The sequence below is a fragment of the Streptomyces sp. NBC_00237 genome (assembly GCF_026342435.1).
Lineage (GTDB): Bacteria > Actinomycetota > Actinomycetes > Streptomycetales > Streptomycetaceae > Streptomyces.
On the sequence record NZ_JAPEMT010000005.1, the window covers coordinates 267024 to 280376 of the forward strand.

General features: G+C 71.8%; 16 protein-coding genes. 7 read left to right on the forward strand and 9 right to left on the reverse strand.

Annotated elements, in window-relative coordinates; all coding sequences use genetic code 11:
* Nucleotides 1-50 precede the first annotated feature (50 nt).
* The 4 genes from OG897_RS36955 to bioB form a co-directional block, all read right to left on the reverse strand.
* Complete coding sequence (locus tag OG897_RS36955) at nt 51-395, reverse strand: VOC family protein (protein ID WP_266664150.1); 345 nt, start codon at nt 393-395, stop codon at nt 51-53.
* Nucleotides 396-434: 39 nt separating this feature from the next.
* The gene (gene bioD / locus OG897_RS36960) at nt 435-1151 is read right to left on the reverse strand and encodes a dethiobiotin synthase (protein WP_266664152.1); all 717 of its coding nucleotides are present in this window, start codon (nt 1149-1151) and stop codon (nt 435-437) included.
* An 80-nt stretch (nt 1152-1231) separates the two neighbouring features.
* The gene (locus tag OG897_RS36965) at nt 1232-2527 is read right to left on the reverse strand and encodes an adenosylmethionine--8-amino-7-oxononanoate transaminase (protein ID WP_266664154.1); all 1296 of its coding nucleotides are present in this window, start codon (nt 2525-2527) and stop codon (nt 1232-1234) included.
* Nucleotides 2520-3707, reverse strand: a complete 1188-nt coding sequence (gene bioB, locus OG897_RS36970; RefSeq protein ID WP_266664156.1) for a biotin synthase BioB — start codon at nt 3705-3707, stop codon at nt 2520-2522. Before bioB ends, OG897_RS36965 begins: the two co-directional genes overlap by 8 nt.
* Before the next feature lie 211 nt (nt 3708-3918).
* On the opposite strand from bioB, the gene OG897_RS36975 reads away from it, so the two are divergent.
* Nucleotides 3919-5070: an 8-amino-7-oxononanoate synthase gene (locus OG897_RS36975; protein ID WP_266664158.1), complete on the forward strand. Its 1152-nt coding sequence runs from the start codon at nt 3919-3921 to the stop codon at nt 5068-5070.
* A gap of 29 nt (nt 5071-5099) precedes the next feature.
* On the opposite strand, the gene OG897_RS36980 is transcribed toward OG897_RS36975, so the two are convergent.
* Both OG897_RS36980 and OG897_RS36985 read right to left on the reverse strand, forming a co-directional pair.
* Nucleotides 5100-5324 carry a DUF397 domain-containing protein gene (locus OG897_RS36980; RefSeq protein ID WP_266664160.1) on the reverse strand — a complete coding sequence of 75 codons (225 nt, stop codon included), beginning with the start codon at nt 5322-5324 and terminating at the stop codon, nt 5100-5102.
* A gap of 84 nt (nt 5325-5408) precedes the next feature.
* Nucleotides 5409-6266 (reverse strand): helix-turn-helix transcriptional regulator, encoded by an 858-nt coding sequence (locus OG897_RS36985; protein ID WP_266664162.1) that lies wholly within the window; start codon nt 6264-6266, stop codon nt 5409-5411.
* A 238-nt stretch (nt 6267-6504) separates the two neighbouring features.
* On the opposite strand from OG897_RS36985, the gene OG897_RS36990 reads away from it, so the two are divergent.
* On the forward strand, nt 6505-6936 hold the full coding sequence (locus OG897_RS36990) for an ATP-binding protein (RefSeq protein ID WP_266664164.1): 432 nt from the start codon (nt 6505-6507) through the stop codon (nt 6934-6936).
* 108 nt (nt 6937-7044) lie between these two features.
* Here OG897_RS36990 and OG897_RS36995 read toward each other — a convergent pair whose 3' ends face one another.
* From OG897_RS36995 to OG897_RS37005, 3 genes are all read right to left on the reverse strand, one after another.
* Nucleotides 7045-7491 carry a C40 family peptidase gene (locus OG897_RS36995; RefSeq protein ID WP_266664588.1) on the reverse strand — a complete coding sequence of 149 codons (447 nt, stop codon included), beginning with the start codon at nt 7489-7491 and terminating at the stop codon, nt 7045-7047.
* A gap of 643 nt (nt 7492-8134) precedes the next feature.
* On the reverse strand, nt 8135-8443 hold the full coding sequence (locus OG897_RS37000) for a hypothetical protein (protein WP_266664166.1): 309 nt from the start codon (nt 8441-8443) through the stop codon (nt 8135-8137).
* 8 nt (nt 8444-8451) lie between these two features.
* Nucleotides 8452-9084 (reverse strand): ATP-dependent Clp protease proteolytic subunit, encoded by a 633-nt coding sequence (locus OG897_RS37005; RefSeq protein WP_323188157.1) that lies wholly within the window; start codon nt 9082-9084, stop codon nt 8452-8454.
* Nucleotides 9085-9198: 114 nt separating this feature from the next.
* On the opposite strand from OG897_RS37005, the gene OG897_RS37010 reads away from it, so the two are divergent.
* From OG897_RS37010 to OG897_RS37030, 5 genes are all read left to right on the forward strand, one after another.
* Complete coding sequence (locus tag OG897_RS37010) at nt 9199-9480, forward strand: type II toxin-antitoxin system Phd/YefM family antitoxin (protein WP_266664170.1); 282 nt, start codon at nt 9199-9201, stop codon at nt 9478-9480.
* A gap of 247 nt (nt 9481-9727) precedes the next feature.
* Nucleotides 9728-10030, forward strand: a complete 303-nt coding sequence (locus tag OG897_RS37015) for an urease subunit gamma (RefSeq protein WP_266664172.1) — start codon at nt 9728-9730, stop codon at nt 10028-10030.
* Nucleotides 10031-10035: 5 nt separating this feature from the next.
* Nucleotides 10036-10389, forward strand: coding sequence for an urease subunit beta (locus tag OG897_RS37020; protein WP_266664174.1), 354 nt, complete (start codon nt 10036-10038; stop codon nt 10387-10389).
* Nucleotides 10382-12145 (forward strand): urease subunit alpha, encoded by a 1764-nt coding sequence (locus OG897_RS37025; protein ID WP_266664176.1) that lies wholly within the window; start codon nt 10382-10384, stop codon nt 12143-12145. The genes OG897_RS37020 and OG897_RS37025 overlap by 8 nt, the downstream gene beginning before the upstream one ends.
* Nucleotides 12146-12612: 467 nt before the next feature.
* Nucleotides 12613-13320: an urease accessory protein UreF gene (locus OG897_RS37030; RefSeq protein ID WP_266664590.1), complete on the forward strand. Its 708-nt coding sequence runs from the start codon at nt 12613-12615 to the stop codon at nt 13318-13320.
* The last annotated feature ends 33 nt before the right edge of the window (nt 13321-13353 follow it).

Below are 13353 nucleotides of genomic sequence, written 5' to 3' on the forward strand. Positions count from 1 at the left end.
ACGGGCGGGTTACCGCAATTGTCCTCCCCGGCACCGGGAGTGACAGCCCGTCAGGCGCTCACGAAGCAGAACTCGTTGCCTTCGGGGTCCAGCAGCACCTGGAAGTCCCCCGGCTCCTGCGACACGATTCCGCCGGAGAGCTTCGCCCCGAGCGCCACCGCTTCGGCGCTGAACGCCGGGATGTCGTCGGCCACCAGGTCGATGTGCACCCGGTTCTTGGCCGACTTGCCCTCCGGAACCCGCTGGAAGGCGAGCCGGGTGAAGTCGGGGACGTCGATGTACGACCAGTCCGGGCTGCGGTCGTGGGGTTCGCCGCCGACCAGGGAAGCCCAGAAACGGACGAGGGCGGCGGGGTCGGCGCAGTCGAAGACGATTTCGTCGATACGTGCTCGCATGATCCCCACCCTACGCACAGCCGGTGTGCGGTCCCTGAGTCACCGCAGGGCGGCGGCGAACTCCGCCGCGTCCCAGCCCCCGCCCAGCTCCCGCGCCAGCCAGCTCCCGGCCTCCGCCGCGAACCGTACGGGGTCGAGAGCGCCCGCCCCCGCCGGTACGGCGCCGAGCAGCGGCGCGCCCGCCATCTCGGCCAGCTCCTCGACGTTGCAGCGCTCGGCGAGACCGGGCTCGTGCGGCCAGGCCCCGATCACCACGCCCCGCGTCGTCAACCCCCGTGCCCGCAAGGCGTCTCCGGTCAGCTGCACGAGGTTGAGCGTCCCGAGCGCGGGGGCCGCCACGACGAGCACGGGCGCGTCCAGGAGCCCGGCGACGTCTGCCAGCGTTCCCCCGTCCCCGTCCATCCTGACGAGGAGCCCGCCCGCCCCTTCGACGAGTACGAGGTCGTACGCGGCCTCCAGCTCGCGGGCGGCGTCGGCGGCGTCCTGCGGGGTGACCGGGCGCAGGCCCGCGCGGCGGGCGGAGGTGGCGGGGGCGAGGGGCTCGGGGAACCGGGCCAGCTCGAAGGCGTCCACGCCCTCACCCGCGAGGCGGGCGGCGACGTGCGCATCGCCCTCTTCGCCCGGGGCGACGCCGGTCTGCGCAGGCTTCAGCACGGCGACGCGCTGCCCCTTTGCCCGGGCGATGGCGGCGACGGCGGCGGTGACGACGGTCTTGCCGATGTCGGTGTTGGTGCCGGTGACGACGAGGGTGGGCATGCGGGCTCCTGGTTCTGGTGGGGGTGTCTCAGGTACGGGTCGGTGGGCGGACTGATGCCCCTACCGGGGGCTCCGCCCCCTCATCCCGCCCCCGCCGCCGCACAGACCCCCCGCCCGATCCGGGCAAGGTCCGCGTCCCCGGTGACGTACGGGGGCATCACGTACACCAGGTCCCGGAACGGCCGCACCCACACCCCTTCCCGCGCCGCCGCCTCCGTCGCGGCCTCCATCGACACCGCGTGGTCGAGCTGCACGACGCCGATCCCGCCGAGCACACGCACCTCCCGCACCCCCGGCAGCTCCCGCGCCGGAGCGAGCCCGTCCCACAGCCCCGCCTCCAGCCTCTTCACTTCCGCCTGCCAGTCCTGCGACAGCAGCAGCTCGATCGAGGCACACGCCACCGCCGCCGCCAGCGGGTTCGCCATGAACGTCGGCCCGTGCGCCAGTACCGGCACCTCGCCCCGCGAGATCCCGTCCGCCACCCTCGCCGTGCACAGCGTGGCCGCCATCGTCAGATACCCGCCGGTCAGCGCCTTCCCCAGACACATCACGTCCGGCGAGACCGCCGCCTGCTCCGCGGCGAAGAGGGTCCCCGTGCGCCCGAACCCGGTCGCGATCTCGTCGAAGACGAGCAGCACGTCATGCGCGTCGCACGCCTCCCGCAGCACCCGCAGGTACTCGGGCGCGTGGAAGCGCATCCCGCCCGCTCCCTGCACCACCGGCTCCACGATCACCGCGGCCAGCTCGTCCGCGTGCCGGGCGATCGTCTCGCGCAACAGCTCCGCGTACGACTCCTCGTACGCCGCCGGAGGCTCCGGGACGAAGAGCTGCTGCGGCAGCACCCCCTGCCACAGCCCGTGCATCCCGCCATCCGGGTCGCACACCGACATCGGCTGCCAGGTGTCCCCGTGGTAGCCGCCGCGCCAGGTCAGCAGGCGCTGCTTGGCGGGACGGCCCACCGAGCGCCAGTGCTGGAGGCACATCTTCACGGCGACCTCGACCGACACCGAGCCCGAGTCGCAGAGGAAGACGTGCCGCAGGGGCTCCGGGGTGATCTCCACCAGCTTCGCGGCCAGCCGTACGCCCGGCTCGTGGGTGAGCCCGCCGAACATGACGTGGCTCATCCGGTCGAGCTGGCCGCGCGCCGCCTCGTTCAGGACGGGGTGGTTGTAGCCGTGGATCGCCGACCACCACGAGGACATGCCGTCGATCAACTCGGTCTGCCCGAAGGCGGGTCGGGCCAGGCGCAGGCGTACGCCGGACGCCGATTCCACGAGCAGGGGTTCCGCGCGTCCCGGCATCGGACCGTACGGGTGCCAGACGTGCTCCTTGTCCAGACGCAGGAGCTCGGTGGGGGAGAGGGAGCGGTCAGGCATTGGGCGCGAGGTCCGTTCCCGCGCCCCGGCGGCGCACCGACACGAGATCCGTACGGGCCTCCTCGCGCGCGGCTGGAACGGTGGCGTCCGGCTCGGACGTACCGCACACCGACCCGCAGACGCCGCCCCCCTCGGCATCGGCCGAGGCGCCGGAACCGCATCCGCCGCCCGCCGTGGCCCGATGCCCCGGCAGCGTCGTCGTGTCCGTGCCCTCCACCTCGAAGCCCGCGTCCGCGATCATCTCCAGGTCCGCCTGTCCTGCCTGGCCCTCGCTGGTCAGGTAGTCGCCCAGGAAGATGGAGTTGACCAGGTGCAGGGCGAGCGGCTGCATCGTGCGCAGGTGGACCTCGCGGCCGCCCGCGAGCCGGACCTCCACGTCCGGGCAGACGAACCGGACCATCGCCAGGATGCGCAGCGCCCGCTGCGGGGTGAGGTTCCACTCCTTGGCGAGGGGGGTGCCCTCGAAGGGGATCAGGAAGTTCACCGGGACGGAGTCCGGGTCGAGTTCGCGCAGCGAGAAGACCACGTCGACCAGGTCCGCGTCGGACTCGCCCATGCCCGCGATCAGCCCGGAACAGGCGGACAGACCCGCCGCCTGCGCCTGCTGGACGGTCTCCACGCGGTCCGCGTAGGTGTGGGTGGTGGTGATGTCGCCGTACGTCGCCTCGGAGGTGTTGAGGTTGTGGTTGTACGCGTCCGCGCCCGCGGACCGCAGGCGCTCGGCCTGGCCCTCGGAGAGCAGGCCGAGGCAGGCGCAGACCTCGACGCCCTCGTTCTGCTCCTTGATCGCCTCGATGGTCTTCGAGACCCGGTCCACGTCCCTGTCGGTCGGACCGCGCCCGCTCGCCACCAGGCAGACCCGCTTCGCGCCGCCCGCGACCCCGGCCGCCGCCGCCTTCGACGCCTCGTCGGCCTTCAGCCAGGTGTACTTGAGGATCTCGGCCTTGGAACCGAGCCGCTGCGAGCAGTACGAGCAGTCCTCGGGGCACAGCCCCGACTTCAGGTTGACGAGGTAGTTGAGCTTCACCCGCCGACCGAACCACTGGCGGCGCACCTTGCCCGCCGCCGCCACCACGTCGAGCAGGTCGTCGTCGGTCGTCGCCAGTACGGCGAGTGCTTCTTCACGGGTCGGCAGCTCGCGCCGCAGCCCCTTCTCCACGAGAGTGTTCAGCAGGTCCATGAGCATGATCCTGACCTACGGCACTGCCGCTGTCCAAGGAGGATCCGTACAACAGCGCGCGTTCGAGGTGTGGGTATTGCCACACCCTGAAGGCGGTTCCGTGCGGCTAGTGTCTGTGAGCTGCCTACAAAAGCAGACCGCGTGCCCGTTTTCCCGGCATGCGTTGCGCGCGTACCCCCCACCCCGTCCCCTGTGCCACGGAGGGTCTCCCATGCCCCAGCGTCCCACCACCCCCTTCGGACGGCTCGCGGAGGAGGCCGGACGCCGGGAGCGCGCCGGGCTCGTCAGGACGCTGCGGCCACGGCCTGCCGACAGCCCCCTGCTCGACCTCGCGAGCAACGACTACCTCGGGCTCACCCGCCACCCCGAGGTCACCGCAGCCGCCGCCGAGGCCGCCCGCCGCTGGGGCGCGGGCGCCACCGGGTCACGGCTGGTCACCGGAAGCACCGAACTGCACGCCGAACTGGAGCGGGAACTCGCCGAGTTCACCGGCTTCGAGGCGGCCCTCGTCCTGTCCTCCGGGTACGCGGCCAACCTCGCGGCGCTCACCGCCCTCACCGCGCGCGGCTCCCTGATCGTCTCCGACGCGGGCAACCACGCCTCGATCGTGGACGGTTGCCGCCTCTCCCGGGCCGAGACCGCCGTCGCGGCACACACCGACCCCGCTGCCGTACGCAAGTGTCTGGACGGGCACCCGGGGGAGGCCCTGGTGGTCACCGACTCCGTCTTCTCGGTCGACGGCGACGCGGCTCCGCTGGAGGAAATCGCCGACGTGGTACGGGAGTTCGGTGCGGCGCTCGTCGTCGACGACGCGCACGGTCTGGGCGTACTCGGTGACGGTGGGCGCGGCGCGCCGCACGCGGCGGGTCTCGCGGGAGCCCCGGACGTCGTCGCGACCGTCACCCTGTCGAAGTCGCTCGGCAGCCAGGGCGGCGCGGTGCTGGGGCCCGCGCACGTCATCGACCACCTGGTGAACGCCGCCCGCACCTTCATCTTCGACACCGGGCTCGCCCCGGCCGCCGTCGGCGGGGCCCTCGCGAGCCTGCGGCTGCTGCGCCGCGAACCCGGCCGGGCGGCGCGGGCGCGCGAAGTGGCGCGTTCCCTGCACCGGCAACTGACGGACGCCGGTCTCGTCGCCGCCAGGCCCGACGCGGCCGTGGTCTCCGTACGGGCACCCGCGGCGGACGCCGCGCTGCGCTGGGCGGCCGACTGCCGCACCGAGGGGCTGGGGGTCGGGTGCTTCAGGCCGCCGTCCGTTCCCGACGGCATCTCGCGGCTGCGGCTCACCGCGCGGGCCGACCTCGACGAGGCACAGATCGCGGGTGCGGTGGACGTCATCGTCCGTACCGCACCCGCCAGTTGACTTGGTGTCGGAAGTGCGTTGGCGCTGGATCAGAGGGCCTCTTCGCGCACGGCGCCGACGAAGCGCGCCCATGCGTGGGAGGTGAACAGGAGAGCGGGCAGGGTGGTGCGCTTCGAGTCCCGGACGGCCCGCAGGCCGCCGGGGGTCGGAGCGGTTTCCACGCAGTTGTTCATGCCTGCGCTGTGACTGCTGCGACGCCACGCTGCGTCGGGCAGAAGCGAGCCGGAAAGTACGACTGGGAGGTGTGGGGACATGGGGTCTCCCTGCACGTCGTCACCGATAGGTGGTCGTCCGTCACGGGGCGGCCCGTTGCCGGGCCGGCCGCTCCGGGTTGTCCCTCAGGAACCGCCTTCGATGTCGGCGATCAGCTCCAGCGAGTCCTGCGGGGACAGGGCCTGTTCCTGGATCTTGCGGAATGCCGCCGAGTATTCCGCAAGGTCTTCTTTCCGTTCCAGGGAGAGGCTACTCGCCAAATGGTCGATAACAACCACATCCAGATCGGCAATGTTCGGAAAGGAGAAGATAACGAAAGAACCCGTGATACCCGTGTGCGCACCCACCGCAAAGGGAATCACCTGTAACCGGACGTTCGGCAATTCAATTGCCTCCAGCAAGTGCCGGATCTGTTCCTTCATCCCGCGTCCGCCGCCCACCTGCCTGCGCAGCACCGCCTCGTCCAGCACCGCCCTCAGTACCAACGGCTCCTGCGAACGCAGTACTTCCTGTCGGGCCAGCCGCACCTCCACCAGCGTTTCGATCTTCTTCACCGACAGGTTCGGCAGCATCGCCCGCGTCACCTCGCGCGCGTAGCCCGGCGTCTGGAGGAGCCCCGGCACCACCGAGGTCTCCAGGTTGCGTGCCGAGGACGCCTGGGACTCCAGGGAGATGAAGTCCCGGTACTGGGAGGGCAGCAGCCCCCGGTAGGAGTGCCACCACTGGGTCCCCGACTCTCCGGCCGTCTCCGCCAACGCCGCGAGCAGACGGCGCAGTTGGGGGTCCCGGACGTCGTACACCTCCAGCAGCCGGGCCACGTCGTCGGGCTTGACGCCGCTGCGCCCGGTCTCGATGCGGCTCACCTTCGACTGGTGCCAGCCGACGAGGCGCGCGGCTTCCGGACTGGTGAGCCCCGCCCTGTCGCGCAGTCTGCGCAGTTCCTCCCCGAGCTTGCGGCGGCGTACCGCGGGTCCGTGGCGCATTCCCGACTCCCTTCGGTCTGGCATCCCCTCCCCGCCGAAAGTCAGTGTGCGGTCAAATACGGTCTTGCGTCGCAGAGTTCACTACTTTGAGTGGCAGATATATGTATGTCTGGGAGGAACGCCCTCCGCGCGCGCACCATGAGTGACACTCTGGCGCGGAACCAAGTCCGGGGCCGCCCCCGCACAGATCCGCGTACGACCAAGAGTCCGGCCCCGGTGGGAAAGGGACAGCGTCGCCATGGCAGACCACCAGGAAGTATCCGTCACCCTGCCGAGCGATCCCGCCTCGGTGTCCACGGCCCGGAAGTACGTCGCCGAAGTCCTCGCCGAATGGGGCCTGTCGGCGGACTCCGATGCCGCCGACACCGTACGGCTGATCGTCTCGGAGCTGGCGACCAACGCCGTGCAGCACACCTTCGGCCAGTCGCCCACCTTCACGGTGGACGTCCAGTTGGAGCGGGACGAGCGACTGCGCGTCGGCGTCACCGACAGTCATCCACGCTGGCCCCAACGGCTGCCCGCCGCCGTCCAGCAGGACAACGGCCGAGGCATGGTCATCATCCGCTCGCTCGTCGCCGAGTGCGGCGGCCGTCTGTCCGTCACACCCACCGCCGAGGGCGGCAAGACGGTGTGGATCGCGCTGCCGTGGACCGTGCCCGTGCAGAGATGACCGCACGGGCACGCGGACGGCGGCCGGGAACGGACGGCCGGGAGAGTACGGCGGTGCGCCGGGGAGTCCAGCCCCGGCGCACCGCCGTACCCAGGAGATGGACGGGGGTCACTTCACCCGGCCGTACCACACGCTCTTCGTCCAGATCCGCTCCAGCCGTACGACCGTGCCCCGCCTCGGCGAGTGCCAGATCTTGTTCGACCCGGCGTAGATGCCGACGTGGTAGACGCTGCGGCCGCGGTGGAAGAAGACCAGGTCGCCGCGCTGGCGTTGGGAGGCGGAGATGTGCCGGGTCTTGTTGTACTGCGACTGCGCGGTGCGCGGCAGGGTCTTCCCGGCGCGCTTGAAGGAGTAGAGCGTCAGCCCCGAACAGTCGAACCTGTTCGGTCCGGTGGCGCCGAACTTGTAGGGGGCGCCGCGCTTCGAGGCGGCGATGTTGAGCGCTTTCGTGGCGAGCGTCGCGGCCTCGGCCTCGGAGGCCGCCCCGGGGACGATCAGACCGCCGCCCACCACCGCGAGAGTGAGGACGGACGCGGTGGACGCCCTGACGAGCAGCGACGTGCCGTACTTCGCCGGTCGGCCGCCCGCCGGGCGGTTCTGCGCCGGGAGTTCCCCGGTCGCCTTCGCGGGGAGCACCCCGGTCGTCCTCGCGGGGAGCCCGCCGGTCGGGCCGTACCGCGTCCGCCGGTCCTCGTCCGGTGCGCTGTTCGCCGGGCGGCCCCCTCCCGGTCCGCCGTTCGCCGGACGGCCCTTCCCCGAGCCGTCCTTCCCCAGGCCGTTCTTCGCCGGGCTGTCGTTCCCCACGATGTGGCAGTTGACGTGCGCAGGCATGCGCAACCCTTCGTCGACCAGACGTCCCGGCCGGCGTCCTCCATGACGCGACGCCCGCCAGGACCGCCCCGCCACGACGGCGGGGGCTTGTCGTCCCACGGATCTTGACCCGGTCGACGTCCGGTTTCCGAGCGGAAGCAGGGGTTTGTGAGGCTCCTCACCACTCGGCCGTTCGGGTGGACAAAGGCGGCACTGATCTTGTGCGTCGGCCCGCGGGGATGCCCGCACCAGCACCGGAGCAGCTCACTCCGCACAGGGGTCGGCCGAATGGCGCAACTCGATCAGTACGTCCGCAGTAGACGTGGATGGGCCGAAAGGGGGAGAAGCCCTGGTCATCGCACGCCCCTCCCCGCACCCCCGACGGTGATCAACTCGCGTGTTCCGGAGGCACGGTGAGCCGTCCGGCCCGCCGCTCCCCGTCCAGGACGCGCAGCGCCCGCCCCAGCGTCACCGGGTGGAGCGCGCTCTCTCCCCTGTCATGCATGAGGGTGAGTGCGTCGCGCAGCGCGGTGGCGCGCCCGACGAGCGCCTGAGCCGCGCGCAGGGCTCCGTAAGTGTCGTTGGTCCGGGTCGGGTTGATCCGGCCGAGCAGGTCCACGACCTCCAGGTAGCTGTCCACCAGCTCGCACTCGGCGCGGGTGAGCGCGGGCAGCGGTGGCAGCTCGGGCGGCAGCATGTGCGGCCTCACCCCTCGGCGGGCGCCATGGCGGCCTTGCGGCTCGCGATGATGCGGTCCACGAGGCCGTACTCCCGGGCCGCCGTCGCGTCGAGCACCTTCGTCCGGTCGAAGTCCGCCTCGACCTGCTCGGCGGGCCGCCCCGTGTGCCGGGCCAGCATCCCCGCCGTCATCGTGCGCAGCCGTACGAGTTCCCGGGCCTGGATCTCCAGGTCCGACGGCTGCCCCTGGGCGGGTTCGTCCAGCGCGGGCTGGCTGAGCGTGATCCGGGCCCCGGGCAGCGCGAACCGCTTGCCGGGGGTCCCCGCCGCGAGCAGCACGGCCGCGGCGTCCAGCGCCTGCCCGAGACAGATGGTCTCCACGTCGCAGGTGACGAACTGGAGAGTGTCGTAGAGGGCGGACATCGCGGTGTACGAGCCGCCGGGGGAGTTGATGTACAGCGAGATGTCCCGGTCGGGGGCGTCGTGCTCCAGGTACATGAACTGCGCGGCGATGTCGTTGGCCGAGGCGTCGTCCACGGGCGTGCCGAGGAAGACGATGCGCTCGCCGAGCATCTTCGAGTACGGGTCGAGAGTGCGGGTGCCCGTACTGGTGCGCTCGGTGAAGGACGGCAGGACGTAGCGGGCGGACGGCCCGGGCAGGTGCGGCGGGGTCAGCGACGGACTGTTCATGGCGCGCTCTCTTTCGGCTGAAGGGCGGCGTGCGCCTGTCTCCGTAAAAAATGTACAGGATGTACGTTCAGTACGATGGGGAGCATGACCTACGAGATTCCTGTGACGCAAGCCCGCGCAGAGCTAGCCGACCTGATCAACCGCGTCGTATACGGCGGCGAGCGGGTGGTCGTGACGCGCCACGGGAAGCCCCTCGTCGCCCTCGTTTCGGCCGCTGACCTGGAGCGACTGGAGAGCGAACCGGAACCCGTCGCCGAGGAGCAGGTGATCAGCTCCGTGTCGTCCCTGGGGACCTCGCTGTCCGCTCCCGGCGAACGCGGCCGCTTCGGCATCGCCGCCGAGCACCGGGGCGAGGAGCCGCGCTGACCGGCGGCCCGAGGTGAGGCGGCCCGTCCGGCCGCGTTGATCATGCACTGGCAAAGCGTCAGTTAACGCGTTGGAAAAACTCGGGCTCTAACGTGCAATTCCTGGCCGGGTGGCTGGGATTGACGCCTCAACGTTCCGTTGAAGTCGGATATGGTCCCGCTGCGCCGAGGCGGGTGCCCTTTACATCTTTCTGGTCACCTCCGCCCCGTACATGCGCAGGGTGTTTGACAACCAGGAGGTGGGAAGCGTGCAGCTGTCCCCGCACGAGCAGGAGCGCCTGCTCATCCATGTGGCCGCGGACGTGGCCGAGAAGCGCCGGGCGCGCGGGGTGAGGCTCAATCACCCCGAGGCGGTCGCTCTCATCACCTCGCACATCCTCGAAGGCGCCCGCGACGGCCACACCGTGGCCCAGCTGATGTCCACCGGGCGCAAGGTGCTGCACCGCGACGAGGTCATGGACGGCATCCCGGAGATGATCCACGACGTGCAGGTCGAGGCCACCTTCCCGGACGGCACCAAGCTCGTCACCGTGCACGAGCCGATCCAGTGACCGCCGTGCCGCAGGACGCGATTCCGGGAGCGCCCGTTTCCCGGCCGGTCGTCCCCGGAGAGATCCTCTACGGCGAAGGGCCGGTCCTCTTCAACGAGGGGCGCCCCGTCACCCGGATCACCGTGCTCAACGCCGCCGACCGGCCCGTCCAGGTCGGCTCCCACTACCACTTCGCCGAGGCCAACCCGGGCCTCGCCTTCGACCGCGCCGCCGCCCGCGGCCTGCGGCTGAACATCGCCGCCGGTACGGCCGTGCGCTTCGAGCCCGGCATCCCCGTCGACGTGGAACTCGTACCCCTGGGCGGGCGGCGCGTCGTCGCCGGGCTGCGCGGGGAGATCGGCGGTGCCCTCGATGTCTGACCGTACGCACGCGGGCTCCACGCACCCCGGCATCGCGCGGCCCGTCTACGCCGACCTCTTCGGCCCCACCACCGGCGACCGCATCCGCCTGGCAGACACCGACCTGCTGATCGAGATCGAGGAGGACCGCTCCGGCGGGCCCGGACGCGCGGGCGAAGAGGCGGTGTTCGGCGGTGGCAAGGTCATCCGCGAGTCCATGGGCCAGGCCCGCACCACCCGCGCCGAAGGCGCTCCCGACACGGTCATCACCGGCGTCGTGATCCTCGACCACTGGGGCGTCGTCAAGGCCGACGTCGGCATCCGGGACGGACGCATCACCGGCATCGGCAAGGCCGGAAACCCCGACACCATGGACGGCGTCCACCCCGATCTGATCATCGGTCCCGAAACCGAGATCATCGCGGGCAACGGCCGCATCGTCACCGCCGGAGCCATCGACGCCCACGTCCACTTCATCTCCCCGACCGTCGTCGACGCGGCCCTCTCCTCCGGCATCACCACCCTCGTCGGCGGCGGCACGGGACCCGCCGAAGGCTCGAAGGCGACGACCGTCACTCCCGGCAGCTGGCACCTCGCCCGGATGTTCGCCGCGCTGGAGCACTACCCCGTCAACATCGGCCTCCTCGGCAAGGGCAACACGATGTCCCGCGAGGCCATGCACGCCCAACTCCGGGGCGGTGCACTCGGCTTCAAGATCCACGAGGACTGGGGCGCGACCCCCGCCGTCATCGACGCCTGCCTGTCCGTCTGTGACGAGACCGGCGCCCAACTCGCCATCCACACCGACACGTTGAACGAGGCCGGGTTCGTCGGCGACACCCTCGCCGCCATCGCGGGCCGCACCGTCCACGCGTACCACACGGAGGGTGCGGGCGGCGGCCACGCACCGGACATCATCACCGTCGTCTCCGAGCCGCACGTCCTCCCCAGTTCCACCAACCCGACCCGTCCGCACACCCTCAACACCCTCGACGAACACCTCGACATGCTGATGGTGTGCCACCACCTCAACCCGGCGGTCCCCGAGGACCTGGCCTTCGCCGAGTCCCGCATCCGCCCCTCCACCATCGCGGCGGAGGACATCCTCCACGACCTCGGAGCGATCTCGATCATCTCCTCCGACTCGCAGGCCATGGGGCGCGTCGGCGAGGTCATCCTCCGCACCTGGCAGACCGCCCACGTCATGAAGAAGCGCCGGGGCTCCCTGGCGGGCGACGGCCGCGCCGACAACCACCGGGCCCGCCGCTACGTCGCCAAGTACACGATCAACCCCGCCGTCGCGCAGGGCCTCGGCCACGAGATCGGCTCGGTCGAGCCCGGCAAGCTCGCCGACCTGGTCCTCTGGGAGCCCGCCTTCTTCGGCGTCAAGCCGCTGCTCGTCATCAAGGGCGGCCAGATCGCCTACGCGCAGATGGGCGACGCCAACGCCTCGATCCCCACCCCGCAACCCATCCTGCCCCGCCCGATGTACGGGGCGATCGGCCTCGCCCCCGCCGCGAACTCCTTCAACTTCGTCGCCGAGGCCGCCATCGAGGACGGCATCGCCGATCGCCTCGGCGACCGCTACGGCATCCGCAAGTCCTTCGCGCCGATCACCAGCACCCGTGGGGTCACCAAGGCGGACATGCGCGAGAACGACGCGATGCCGAGGGTGGAGGTCGACGCGGACACCTTCACGGTGACCATCGACGGCGACCCGGTGGAGCCGGCCCCGGCCGCCGAACTGCCCATGGCCCAGCGCTACTTCCTGTTCTGAGGGTGTGCATCATGGACCACCGGTCAGTCATTACGGGGAGCACGCCTGCGCCGCGGGGGCGGAGTTCGGCGGGTACGGGCGGCGCACAGGAAGAGGCCGCGCCTGGTACTCGTACGACCACGGCCATGGCCTCGGTCACAGCCACGGCCATGGCCTCGGCCGCCGCTGTCGGGGCGTCGGCGACGGGCCCCGCTCCGGTACGGCCCGGGGGCGCGCGGCCCCTGCCGAGCAAGCCCCCGTCGGGGCGGCCTGGAGGCCAGGCCGTGGCACGAGTCGCCCCCTTGCGCGACCGGCTCGCGGCAGTCGACCGGGGCCCGGGCGTGCGGTCCCCGGCGGGCAGCCCCGTGGGCGGCGCGTCGCCTGCGGGCACGGCGGACGCCCCGGCTCCGGGCGCGCCGCCGAAGCAACTCCCAGCAGCAGAGCACCACACGCCCCCGGAGCCCGGCCCTACCTCCCCCGCCGCCCGCGTGTCCTCTTCTCGCGCCCCCGACGGGCCCGCCCCCCGCGCCGCAGGCTCCCGTGCGGCCCTGCTCGTCCTGGCCGACGGGCGGTTTCCTGCCGGGGGGCATGCGCACTCCGGGGGAGCGGAGGCCGCCGTCAAGGCCGGGCGGATCAAGGATCACCGGGATCTCGCGGCCTTCTGCCGGGGGCGGCTGCACACCGCCGGGCTCACCGCCGCCGGACTGGCGGCGGGCGCCGCGCTCGGGCTCGACCCGCTGGAACTCGACGAGGCGGCCGACGCCCGCACCCCTTCGCCCGCCCTGCGCACCACCGCCCGCAAACTCGGGAGGCAGCTGATGCGGGCGGCACGGATCACCTGGCCGTCCGCGGAGCTCGACGCCCTCGCCGCCGCCCGGCCGCGCGGGGCACACCAGCCCGTCGTGCTCGGGCTCGCCGCCCGCGCCGCCGGGCTCGGGCCCGAGGACGCCGCGCACTGTGCCGTGTACGAGAGCGTCAGCGGCCCCGCCACCGCGGTCGTACGGCTGCTGAGCCTCGACCCGTTCCAGGCCACCGGCGTCCTCGCCCGGCTGGCCCCCGAGATGGACCAGGTCGCGGCGCGCGCCGCCGAGGCGGCGTACCGGGGTGTCGACGCCCTGCCCGCCGCCTCCGCCCCGCTCCTCGACATCACGGCGGAGGCACACGCGGCCTGGCCGGTCCGTCTCTTCGCCTCGTAGACCCCGTACACCACACGTACGGCATCCGTCATC

Excerpts from the sequence above, each read along its gene's own strand:
- OG897_RS36955 (WP_266664150.1), bottom strand. The coding sequence starts at position 395 with ATGCGAGCACGTATCGACGAAATCGTCTTCGACTGCGCCGACCCCGCC.
- bioD (WP_266664152.1), bottom strand. The coding sequence starts at position 1,151 with ATGCCCACCCTCGTCGTCACCGGCACCAACACCGACATCGGCAAGACC.
- OG897_RS36965 (WP_266664154.1), bottom strand. The coding sequence starts at position 2,527 with ATGCCTGACCGCTCCCTCTCCCCCACCGAGCTCCTGCGTCTGGACAAG.
- bioB (WP_266664156.1), bottom strand. The coding sequence starts at position 3,707 with ATGGACCTGCTGAACACTCTCGTGGAGAAGGGGCTGCGGCGCGAGCTG.
- OG897_RS36975 (WP_266664158.1), top strand. The coding sequence starts at position 3,919 with ATGCCCCAGCGTCCCACCACCCCCTTCGGACGGCTCGCGGAGGAGGCC.
- OG897_RS36980 (WP_266664160.1), bottom strand. The coding sequence starts at position 5,324 with ATGTCCCCACACCTCCCAGTCGTACTTTCCGGCTCGCTTCTGCCCGAC.
- OG897_RS36985 (WP_266664162.1), bottom strand. The coding sequence starts at position 6,266 with ATGCGCCACGGACCCGCGGTACGCCGCCGCAAGCTCGGGGAGGAACTG.
- OG897_RS36990 (WP_266664164.1), top strand. The coding sequence starts at position 6,505 with ATGGCAGACCACCAGGAAGTATCCGTCACCCTGCCGAGCGATCCCGCC.
- OG897_RS37000 (WP_266664166.1), bottom strand. The coding sequence starts at position 8,443 with ATGCTGCCGCCCGAGCTGCCACCGCTGCCCGCGCTCACCCGCGCCGAG.
- OG897_RS37010 (WP_266664170.1), top strand. The coding sequence starts at position 9,199 with ATGACCTACGAGATTCCTGTGACGCAAGCCCGCGCAGAGCTAGCCGAC.
- OG897_RS37025 (WP_266664176.1), top strand. The coding sequence starts at position 10,382 with ATGTCTGACCGTACGCACGCGGGCTCCACGCACCCCGGCATCGCGCGG.